Origin of the sequence: Mycobacterium sp., assembly GCF_019243155.1 — a bacterium.
Taxonomy (GTDB): domain Bacteria; phylum Actinomycetota; class Actinomycetes; order Mycobacteriales; family Mycobacteriaceae; genus Mycobacterium.
The window spans coordinates 1-10,155 of sequence record NZ_JAFAUS010000082.1 but is presented as its reverse complement, the minus strand read 5'-3'; the positions used below and the strand labels follow the sequence as shown (position 1 = coordinate 10,155).

General features: G+C 66.3%; 9 protein-coding genes and 1 pseudogene. 7 read left to right on the top strand and 3 right to left on the bottom strand.

Annotated features, from left to right (window positions below):
- The first annotated feature begins 61 nt into the window (after positions 1–61).
- Both JOZ00_RS04345 and JOZ00_RS04340 read left to right on the top strand, forming a co-directional pair.
- A complete protein-coding gene (locus JOZ00_RS04345) occupies positions 62–1,144 on the top strand; it encodes a dihydrodipicolinate reductase (protein WP_293340131.1) in 1,083 nt (360 codons plus the stop codon).
- A 67-nt stretch (positions 1,145–1,211) separates the two neighbouring features.
- Complete coding sequence (locus tag JOZ00_RS04340; protein WP_293340128.1) at positions 1,212–1,964, top strand: mycofactocin-coupled SDR family oxidoreductase; 753 nt, start codon at positions 1,212–1,214, stop codon at positions 1,962–1,964.
- A gap of 4 nt (positions 1,965–1,968) precedes the next feature.
- On the opposite strand, the gene JOZ00_RS04335 is transcribed toward JOZ00_RS04340, so the two are convergent.
- Positions 1,969–2,598: a TetR/AcrR family transcriptional regulator gene (locus tag JOZ00_RS04335; protein ID WP_293340125.1), complete on the bottom strand. Its 630-nt coding sequence runs from the start codon at positions 2,596–2,598 to the stop codon at positions 1,969–1,971.
- 92 nt (positions 2,599–2,690) lie between these two features.
- Between JOZ00_RS04335 and JOZ00_RS04330 the strand changes: the two genes are divergently transcribed.
- Both JOZ00_RS04330 and JOZ00_RS04325 read left to right on the top strand, forming a co-directional pair.
- On the top strand, positions 2,691–3,905 hold the full coding sequence (locus JOZ00_RS04330) for a cytochrome P450 (RefSeq protein ID WP_293340122.1): 1,215 nt from the start codon (positions 2,691–2,693) through the stop codon (positions 3,903–3,905).
- The gene (locus JOZ00_RS04325; protein ID WP_293340134.1) at positions 3,899–4,870 is read left to right on the top strand and encodes an SDR family NAD(P)-dependent oxidoreductase; all 972 of its coding nucleotides are present in this window, start codon (positions 3,899–3,901) and stop codon (positions 4,868–4,870) included. Before JOZ00_RS04330 ends, JOZ00_RS04325 begins: the two co-directional genes overlap by 7 nt.
- A gap of 3 nt (positions 4,871–4,873) precedes the next feature.
- On the opposite strand, the gene JOZ00_RS04320 is transcribed toward JOZ00_RS04325, so the two are convergent.
- On the bottom strand, positions 4,874–5,533 hold the full coding sequence (locus JOZ00_RS04320; RefSeq protein WP_293340120.1) for a hypothetical protein: 660 nt from the start codon (positions 5,531–5,533) through the stop codon (positions 4,874–4,876).
- A gap of 78 nt (positions 5,534–5,611) precedes the next feature.
- On the opposite strand from JOZ00_RS04320, the gene JOZ00_RS04315 reads away from it, so the two are divergent.
- From JOZ00_RS04315 to JOZ00_RS04305, 3 genes are read left to right on the top strand one after another with little or no spacing between them, the layout of a single operon-like run.
- The gene (locus tag JOZ00_RS04315) at positions 5,612–7,117 is read left to right on the top strand and encodes a carboxylesterase/lipase family protein (RefSeq protein ID WP_293340117.1); all 1,506 of its coding nucleotides are present in this window, start codon (positions 5,612–5,614) and stop codon (positions 7,115–7,117) included.
- An 18-nt stretch (positions 7,118–7,135) separates the two neighbouring features.
- Positions 7,136–9,142: an oxidoreductase family protein gene (locus JOZ00_RS04310; protein ID WP_293340115.1), complete on the top strand. Its 2,007-nt coding sequence runs from the start codon at positions 7,136–7,138 to the stop codon at positions 9,140–9,142.
- Positions 9,143–9,661, top strand: a complete 519-nt coding sequence (locus JOZ00_RS04305; protein ID WP_293340112.1) for a gluconokinase — start codon at positions 9,143–9,145, stop codon at positions 9,659–9,661.
- Here JOZ00_RS04305 and JOZ00_RS04300 read toward each other — a convergent pair.
- A pseudogene (locus JOZ00_RS04300) lies at positions 9,630–10,155 on the bottom strand (DoxX subfamily protein); the annotation flags it as partial. The gene JOZ00_RS04305 and the pseudogene JOZ00_RS04300 overlap by 32 nt on opposite strands.

The window sequence follows — 10,155 nt, the reverse complement described above, 5'->3', positions numbered from 1 at the left end:
GATTCCAACAATTCGCCGCTGCCGATACCGGATTACTGAGCCTGCTGGAAGGATCACAGAAGTGCGCAGAGTCATTCAATTCTCGACCGGAAACGTAGGCCGGCACTCGTTGCGGGCGATCATCGGGCGACCGGATCTCGAACTTGTCGGGGTGCACGCCGCAAGCACCGAGAAGATCGGCCGCGATGCGGCGGAACTCTGCGGATTGGACGAGCCGACCGGAATCCTCGCGACCGACGACATCGATGCGCTGGTGGCCCTGCACGCCGACTGCGTGGTCTATACGTCCCAGGGTGAGACTCGTCCGATGGAAGCCATCGAACAGATGGCCAAGTTCCTCGCGGCCGGCATCAACGTCGTCGGTACGTCGATGGTCTGGCTGGTCACGCCACGTCATGCCGACGATTGGCTCCGGGATCCCTTGGAGCGTGCCTGTGCGGCCGGCAACACCTCGCTCTACGTCAACGGCATCGACCCAGGCTTCTCCGGCGATACGTTGGTGCACTCCGCGGCCAGCCTGACCACCCGCGTCTCGTCCATCACGGTGCAGGAGATCTTCGACTACGGAAACTATGACGATGCCGAGTTCACCGGTGCTGCAATGGGTTTCGGAACGACGCCGGACGACGACGCGCCGATGATGTTCCTGCCCGGCGTAGTCGTGTCGATGTGGGGCGGTCAGGTCCGCAGTCTGGCGGACAACCTCGACATCAAGCTCGACGAAGTACGCCAGCGCGTCGAACCTTGGTACACGCCGGAACGAATCGAGTGCACCATGATGACGGTGCAGCCGGGACAGATGGCCGCGGTGCGCTTTGCCACCGAGGGCGTGCGCGACGGCAACCCGGTGATCACCCTGGAGCACGTCACCAGGCTCACGCAAGCCGCGGCGCCCGACTGGGAATTCCCGCCCGAGGGTCATACCGGCGTGCACCGTGTCGTCGTGGAAGGCGAACCGCGGGTGGAAATCAACACCCACGTTTCCCACCCGGTTTTCGATTCGACCGATGCCGGCTGCATCTCGACCGCGGGGCGGGCCGTCAATGCGATCGACTGGGTGTGCCGCGCGCCCAAGGGGCTGATCGCGGTGGAGGACATCCCGCTCTCAACGACGATGCGCGGCCTGATGTGGAACGAGCAGTAACCTGACTACTTCAGCCCCGGGACGCGTTGCCGGTAAACGCTTTCTGGTCACCGGCGCCGCACGCGGCATGGGGCGCAGTCACGCGCTGCGGCTTGCGCAAGAGGGTGCGGACCTCATCCTGGTCGACATCTGCCAATCCTTGCCGCAGATCGAGTATCCCTTGGCCACCGAGGATGATCTTGCCGAAACAGTAAGGTTGGTAACGGATTTCGGTCACCGCTGCGTGAGTCGCATTGTCGACGTGCGCGACGACACGCAACTGCGGTCCGCGGTCGACGAGGGAGTAAGCGAGCTGGGCGGACTGGACGGGGCGGTCGCCAACGCCGGCGTGCTCACGGTGGCATCCTGGGACAACACCACCGCCGAACAATGGCGCACGGTGGTCGACGTCAACCTCATCGGGGTGTGGAACACCTGCGCGGCCGCGATCCCACACCTGCTCAACCAGGGTGGAGGCAGCCTGGTCAACGTCAGCTCTGCCGGTGCCATGAAAGGCTTTCCGCTGCAAACGCCCTACACGGCGGCCAAGCACGGCGTCGTCGGCCTGACCCTGGCCCTGGCGAACGAGCTTGCCGCACAGAGCATCCGGGTGAATACCGTGCTTCCCACGGGTGTGCCCACCGGAATGCTTCCGCCGTCGTTCGGACCGCTGCTTGGGGAGCAACGGTCCGACCTGATTCCCATCTTTATCAACGCGCTGCCTACGCCGGCGGTGGAGCCCGCCGACGTCAGCAGCGCGGTGCTGTTTCTGCTGTCCGACGAGTCCCGCTATGTGACGGGACTGGAGTTCAAGGTCGACGCGGGGGTGACGATCAACTAAAGCTCTACAGCGGCCAGGTATTCGGTTCCGTTGTGTAACGCAAGGCGGCGGCCGGAGGCAACGGCGCTCGCTCGTCGACCGCTATCGCATCGACGATGAGGGCGACGTACCGGCGCCAGCCACCGCTGTCCGCGTCCATCGTGGACAGCACGCCGTAGAGCATCGCGACCAGGCGAGGCAGGTCGTCGGCGACCAGGTCGGCGCGAATCCGGCCGACGCGCTGGCCTTCGCGGAGAAGGTCGCCGAGCGCCTCATCGAGTGACGTCGAGATGTCAGCCGTGAGTGAGCCGGCCCGTTGCGCGGCCTTCAGCAGGTTGTGCTCGCGGGCCCCCAGCGATATTGCCGCTTCGACCAGATGGGTCAGACCCCGAAGCGGGTCGTGGGCGCGGCGGGCTTTGTCGATCGCGGGCGTGAGGTCCTCGGCGATGCTTTGATCGAGGGCGGCCCGGACGAGATCGCCCTTCGTCGGAAACCTGCGGTAGAGCGTCCGCTCGCCGACGCCCGCGCGGCGTGCGACGGCCTCCACCGGCGCATCCGGGCCCAGCTCGGCGTAGACGTCTCGCGCGGCGCGCAGGATGCGCTCGACGTTGCGCGCGGCATCCGCACGCAACGGACGGTCCTCAAGCGCTGTCATCGTCACAGCGTAACTGACAGTTGACTGTCAACAAGCATCACTCTAGGCTCTAGAACTGGCAGGTAACTGACACTTAATGGGAAACGCGGTTTATGTCAACAACTTCCGATATTCGGTCTGACGCTGATCTTCCCGTGCTGCCGGTTCCGCGGGCTGCGCACTGCCCGCTCGCGCCCCCGCCCGAGTTCGCGGACTGGCGCGAGCAGCCGGGGCTCAGAAAGGCGATGTTCCAGGGCAATCCGGTCTGGGTGGTCAGCCGCTACTCCGACATCAGGGCCGCGCTGGTCGATCCGCGGCTGTCCGCGAAGACCATTCCGGACGCGATCATGCCGACCGACGCCGACAACAAGATCCCGGTGATGTTCGCCCGGACCGACGATCCCGAGCATCATCGGTTGCGGCGCATGATGACCAGCAACTTCACCTTCAGGCGCTGTGAGTCGATGCGGCCGCAGATCCAGGGCACGGTCGACCACTATCTGGGCGAAATGCTCAAGAAGGGGGCGCCGGCCGATCTGGTGCGTGAATTCGCCTTGCCGGTGCCGTCGTTGGTGATCGCGCTGCTGCTGGGGGTGCCGCCGGAAGATCTCGGACTCTTCCAGCACCACACCACCGTGGGGCTGGATCAGCGCTCCACCGATGAGGAGAAGGGGCAAGCCTTCGGGGCGATGTACGCCTACATCGAGGAGTTGGTTGAGCGCAAAGAACGGGAACCCGGCGACGATCTGATCAGTCGCCTGGTCACCGAGTACGTCGCGACCGGCCAGCTCGATCACCCCACCACGGCGATGAACGCGGTGATCATGATGCAGGCCGGCCATGAGACCACCGCCAATATGATCTCGCTGGGAACGGTTGCGCTGCTGGAACATCCGGATGTGTTCGAGCGCCTCGGGCAAACCGACGATCCGATGGTCATCGCAAACATCGTCGAAGAGCTGATGCGCTACCTCACCATCGTGCACAGCCAGGTCGATCGCGTGGCGACGGAAGACCTCGTGATCGGTGGTCAGCTCATCCGAGCGGGGGAGTTCGTCATGATGAACCTGCCGGCCGGGAATTGGGACGCCGAATTCGTCGACGATCCCGATGTCTTCGACGCCGACCGAAACACCCGAGGACACTTGGGGTTCGGCTACGGGGTACATCAATGCATCGGGGCGAACCTGGCCCGGGTCGAGATGCAGGTCGCGTTCGCCACGCTGGCGCGTCGCCTGCCCGCGCTCAGGTTGGCGGTACCACCGGAGGAGCTGAGGTTCAAAGCCGCCAACATCTATGGCATGAAAGAACTTTCGGTGAGCTGGTGACACCGTCCAACGAACTGCGATTCGACGACCAGGTTGCCGTCATCACCGGCGCCGGCCGCGGCCTGGGCAGGCAGTACGCCTTACTGCTGGCCGCGCGAGGCGCGCGGGTCGTGGTCAACGACATCGGCGGATCGGTAACCGGGGACGGCTCCAATGGGGAGGCGGCCGATGAAGCGGCCGAGGAGATCCGCCGGCAGGGCGGTGAGGCCGTCGCCGACAGTCACAGCGTGACGAATCCCGAAGAGGCAGCGGCGATCATCGACACCGCCATGCGTACCTGGGGGCGGGTCGACATCGTCATCAACAATGCGGGCATCGTCGGCGATGCGCCGTTCGAGGAGATGACCGCGGATCGGCTCGAACCGCTCGTCGATGTGCACTTCAACGGCGCGTTCTATGTGACGCGGCCGGCGTGGAAGATCATGCGCGAGCAGCGATACGGGCGCGTGCTCAACACCTGCTCGGCCGCGGGAATCCTTGGCGCCGAGCGCATGAGCAACTACGGCGCGGCCAAGACGGGGTTAATCGGCTTCACCCGCGTGCTGGCCGCCGAAGGGGCCGACCACGGCGTCAAGGTCAACGCCGTTGCGCCGATTGCTTACACGCGGATGCTGACGCACTCGATCGACAGCGCCGGTGCTCCAGGTGATGCCGCCGAACAGGCAGTGCTGGACGACCTTGTGGGCCAATACCTCAAGAAACTGGATCCCGCCCTGGTCGCGCCCGTCGCGGCTTTTCTGACACACCGGGATTGCCCGGTCTCGGGGGAGGTGTACACCGTCGGCGCCGGACATGTCGCGCGATTCTTCATCGGCAGGACACGGGGTTTCTACAATCCCGGATTGTCCATCGAAGATGTGCGCGATCACCTCGACGAGATCCGCGACGAAGCCGGTTACACCGTTCCCGGCGGACCCGCCGACGAGATGAGCGAGCTCTTCGCAACCATCATGACGGCCGACTGAGCTTCAGCAGCGGAACGCAATGCCGACGCCGTCGGGGGGTGGCGCCGAGTGCAGGCAGCCGAACGGCTCGATACCCGCGGGACCGAACCGCGCGGCCGACTGGTGGGCATAGTTCACGCAAAACAGGCCGTCCTGATCGGCGCGGCAACGGTAGTCACCGAACGACAGCGAATCGCCGCCGGTCAGTTCGGGCCCATTTCCGTTGATGAACGGGCCCGGGTCGCCACGCGACGCGCCCACCTGGAGACTCACGCCGTCGAAGTCGACCCAGCCGCCTTTCCACTCCCCGTACGCGGTCGGGGGCGCCGGCGGCGGATTGGTCAGTTTGACCAGGCACGACACCGCGCCAGGAGTGTGTTTGGAGTCGGTGATGCAGGAAACCTTGCCGCCCACCGCCGTGAAGCCGATGTCCTCACCGAGCGGTGTGCTGGCGCCGTCGCGGGTGGCAGTGTGATAGCGACCCGGATCGGCGGGGTGACCTGCATCGATCCACGCGATGACGTCCGAGATCGAAGCGCCGGCGGGCGGGACGGCCGACGGCCCCGGCGATTTGCTCGCGGTCGGCGTCGCGAAGCTGCTCGGTGCCTGCGCCGAATGACCGTCAACGGTATGCGAGCAGCCGGCAACCAGCAACGACACTGCGACCCAGGCGGCTATCCGCATCCAGTCAGGCTAACCGCCACGCCCCGAAATGAGTCGCTACGCGCGCGTGGTGGCGGTCATGTCGGTTACCGTCGGGCTATGCATCAGCGCACTGTCCGCGCACGCACCGCTATCGGGATCGTCGAGGGTTTCACCCGCGACGGCGTCAACCGCTGGCGATCCATTCCGTACGCCGAGCCGCCCGTGGGACGGCTGCGCTTTCAGGCCCCGCAACCGGCGCGGCCGTGGTCGGGTGTGCGGCATTGCCATGGGTTCGCCAACTGCGCGCCCCAGCAGCGCCGCTACACCCTGCTAGGGGTCGGCCGCTACCAGCCCATGAGCGAGGACTGCCTGACCCTCAACGTCGTTGCTCCCGAGGTCGACAACGCCGAACCGCTGCCCGTCATGCTTTTCATTCACGGCGGGGGATATTTCCTGGGCAGCTCGGCGACACCGATCTACGACGGCGCCGCGCTGGCCCGCCGCGGTTGTGTGTATGTATCGGTCAACTACCGTCTCGGCGCGTTGGGATGTGTGGACCTGTCGTCGTTGTCGACACCGGACGTCAACATCGACAGCAACCTGTATCTGCGCGACCTGGTGCTGGCGTTGCAGTGGGTGAAGGACAACATCGCCGGATTCGGTGGCGATCCCGATAATGTCACGATCTTCGGCGAGAGCGCGGGGGCCTGCATCACCTCGACGTTGCTTGCGGTACCCGCCGCCAAAGGGCTGTTCGCCCGCGCGATCTCGGAAAGCCCGGCGTCGGGTCTGGTGCGGTCGAAAGACGTCGCCGCGGAGTTCGCGAACCGCTTCGCCGATCTGCTCGGAGCGCGCAGGCGGGACGCCGCCAACGCGCTGATGCAGGTCTCGGCGGCGCAACTGGTGCAGGCCCAGCATCGCCTGATCGACCAGGGCATGCAAAACAGGTTGGGCGCCTTCCCAATTGGCCCCGTCCTGGGTGACGACATGCTGCCGATGGACCCCGTCGAAGCGATGCGCTCCGGTCGGGCGCACCGGGTGCCGCTCATCGTGGGAACCAATGCCGAAGAGGGGCGCCTGTTCACCCGCTTCCTGGCGATGCTGCCAACCAACAAATCGATGGTCGAAGAGCTGCTGGCGGACGCGGAACCGGATGCGCGCGAACGCGTTACCGCGGCCTACCCGAAATACCCCGACCGGGCGGCGTGCATCCAACTCGGCGGTGACTTCGCGTTCAGCACCGCGGCATGGCAGATCGCCGAGGCCCACGGCGCCCACGCGCCCACCTACCTCTACCGGTACGACTACGCTCCGCGGACGCTGCGCTGGTCGGGATTCGGCGCCACGCATGCCACCGAGTTGCTCGCGGTCTTCGACATCTATCGCACTCGTTTCGGCGCGCTGCTGACTGCGGCCGCCGACCAGCGGGCCGCGTTGCGCGTCAGTAACCAGGTGCAACGACGGTGGCGCGCCTTCAGCCACACCGGGGTGCCGGGCGACGACTGGCCTGCCTATACCTCCGCCGACCGTGCAGTGATGGTTTTCGACAGCAAGTCACGGGTGGTGTTCGATCCGCATCCGGACCGCCGGATGGCATGGGACGGCTTCTCACTGGCGCGTTGACCTGGCACGCTGAGCTTCATGCACGCCGACACCGAGCAAGTCATCGAGCGACCCAGTGATCTGACGGCCTCCTGGTTGGCCGCAGCGATCGGCGCCGGACCCATCGCCGATTTCTCCGTCGAGCGCATCGGCACCGGACAGATGAGTGAGTGCTACCGCGTCTCGCTCAGCTACGCCGACGACGCGGCTGACTCCGACAGGCCCGAGTCCGTGGTGCTCAAGGTCGCGGCCACCGACACGGTGAGCCGGCAAACCGGGCTCGCGATGGGTCTCTATGAGCGCGAGGTCTGCTTCTACGGCGACATAGCCCCGCAGCTGGACGGCCCGATAGCGCCGTGTTATCACGCTGCCGTCGACACCTCGACGGGCGTGTTCGATCTGTTGTTGGGAGATGCCGGACCGGCGGTCGTCGGCGACGAAATCGAAGGCGCCACAATCGAACAGGCGCGGCTCGTCGCGGACCAGCTGGGACGGCTGCATGGCCCGCTGTTAGGCGACAGTTCGCTCGCGCAGGCGTCGTGGCTCAATCGCGAGTCCCCGCTCAACCAGGCCATGGTCGCCACGCTGTACGCCGGTTTCGTCGACCGTTACGGCGACCAGATCGCGCCGGAGCACCGCGTGGTGTGCGAACGCCTGGTCGCCTCGTTCGACGGCTACCTGGCCGCGGAGGGGGATCCGGGCCGAATCCAGGGTCTGGTGCATGGCGACTACCGGCTGGACAACATGCTGTTCGGCACCGACGAAGCCGACCGCGCATTGACCGTCGTCGATTGGCAGACCGTGTCGTGGGGTCCGGCCCTGACCGATCTGTCCTACTTCATCGGCGGTTCGCTGTCCGCGCAGGATCGTCGGGAGCACTACGAGATGCTGCTGCGTTCCTATCACGAAGCCCTGGGGTCCGCGGCGCCCGTCACCCTGGATGAAGTCGCCGAAGGCGTTCGGCGACAGAGCTTTTTCGGCGTGATGATGGCGATCGTCTCCTCGATGCTGGTCGAACGCACCGAGCGCGGCGACCGGATGTTCATGACGATGCTGGCGCGGCACTGTGATCACGTGCTGGAGACGGATGCGCTGGCGACGCTGCCCGAAGCCGAGGCGCCCGAGCCGCTCCAGCCCACCGACGACGATGAACTCGCGCACGCCGCGACCGCGGAACCGCTGTGGAGCGAGAGCTGGTACGCCGACTTCGTCGATGCGGCACAGGGATTGGGTGGCTGGTTCCGCATCGGGCTGGTCGCCAACCAGCAGACCGCGTGGGTGCACGCGCTGCTGTGCGGACCCGACATGCCGACCGTTGCCGTCGACGCGCAGATCCCGCTGCCGACGGATCCCTGGACGCTGCAGCATGATTCGTTCGAGATCGGGCATTCGGCCAGCGCGCCGCTGCAGACCTATCGCGTCGACGTGCGCGCGCGTGCGCAGTCCTACCCTGACCCCGCGGCCTTGCTGCGAGGGGAGCCGGGCACCCCCGTCGAGATGACGATGAATTTGGCGTGGGCGACCGACGGCACTCCGTACAAGTACCGGCTGACGACGCGATACGAGATCCCGTGCACCGTGTCGGGCACCGTCACGGTCAACGACACCACTTACCGGGTGGACTCGGTTCGCGGCCAGCGCGATCACTCCTGGGGGGTGCGCGACTGGTGGAGCATGGACTGGATTTGGAGCGCGCTGCATCTCGACGACGGCACGCATCTGCACGGTGTGAACATTCGAATCCCGGGCGCGCCGGCGTTCAGCATCGGCTACCTGCAAGACGCCGACGGCCTGACGGAATTGCATACCGTCCACTCGCGAGAGTCGTTTGACGTCAACGGTTTACCGCTGAATGCAACGGTGGCTTACCAGCCGGGGGAGGTCGCCGCCGAGATCGAAGTGCGCGGCCAGGCCCCGGTACGCCTGGTCGCCGCGGACGGGCGAGTCAGCCAGTTCCCGAGAGTGTGGGCCACCGTCCGCACCGCGGACGGGCGCGGCGGTGTCGGCTGGGTGGAATGGAACCGCAACCTCGGCGACAAGGCTTAGGTGAGCGAGCGGGCACCCGTCGTGGTGATGGGCGTCTCGGGGGCGGGCAAGTCGACCGTCGGAGTGGCGCTCGCGCGGCGCTTGCGGGTTCCGTTCGTGGACGCCGACACCCTGCATCCGCCCGCCAACATCGCCAAAATGGCTGCACGCGAACCGCTTACCGATGACGATCGCTATCCCTGGCTGGAGAAGGTCGGTGAGTGGCTGGCCGCCCACATCGACGGGGGAGTGGCGAGTTGTTCCGCGCTCAAGCGGAACTACCGCGACAAGCTGCGCGCACTCTGCCCACGCGTCGAATTCCTGCACCTTGCCGGCTCGCCGGAACTCATCGGGAGCCGAGTCGCCGCCAGGACCGGACACTTCATGCCCGCAGAATTGCTGCGTTCACAATTCGACGCGCTGGAACCGCTCGGCGCCGATGAGGCCGGTATGACCGTCGACGTAGACCAAAGCGTCGACGCGATCGTCGACGCCTTCGTGGCGGGCTCTACAAGCCGACCTTGCGGCGGCCCGCCTTGACCTGATCCTCGGCGCGGGACCGCGCGGTGTCTGCCAGATCGCTGCCCCGCTCGCGGGCGATGTCGGCGAGTTTCTCACTGCGCTTACGCGCCTTTTTAGCAAGCTTCTCGCTGCGCTTGCGCGCCTTCTTGGCCAGCGGTTCAGCCCAGTCGGCGGCGTCATCGGCCAGCTCTTCGCTGCGCTGGCGTGCCTTCTTGGCGAGATATGCGGCGCGGTCGGCGGCTTCGTCGGCGAATTCTTCGCTGCGCTTGCGTGCCTTCTTGGCGAGCGGCTTGCTTCTATCGGCAGCGGTGCTGGCGAATTCGCGCCCGCGCTCGAGGGCGGCTTCCGCGTATGGCGCGCCGCGTTCGGCTGCGGTGCTGGCGAATTCGCGCCCGCGCTCGAGGGCGGCCTCGGCGTATGGCGCGCCGCGTTCGGCTGCGGTGCTGGCCAACTCGCGGCCGCGCTCGGCACCGACTTGCAGGCCGTGCACGATCCGCTCGCCGAGCTCCGAG

Excerpts from the sequence above, each read along its gene's own strand:
- JOZ00_RS04340 (WP_293340128.1), top strand. The coding sequence starts at position 1,212 with ATGGGGCGCAGTCACGCGCTGCGGCTTGCGCAAGAGGGTGCGGACCTC.
- JOZ00_RS04335 (WP_293340125.1), bottom strand. The coding sequence starts at position 2,598 with ATGACAGCGCTTGAGGACCGTCCGTTGCGTGCGGATGCCGCGCGCAAC.
- JOZ00_RS04330 (WP_293340122.1), top strand. The coding sequence starts at position 2,691 with ATGTCAACAACTTCCGATATTCGGTCTGACGCTGATCTTCCCGTGCTG.
- JOZ00_RS04320 (WP_293340120.1), bottom strand. The coding sequence starts at position 5,533 with ATGCGGATAGCCGCCTGGGTCGCAGTGTCGTTGCTGGTTGCCGGCTGC.
- JOZ00_RS04315 (WP_293340117.1), top strand. The coding sequence starts at position 5,612 with ATGCATCAGCGCACTGTCCGCGCACGCACCGCTATCGGGATCGTCGAG.
- JOZ00_RS04310 (WP_293340115.1), top strand. The coding sequence starts at position 7,136 with ATGCACGCCGACACCGAGCAAGTCATCGAGCGACCCAGTGATCTGACG.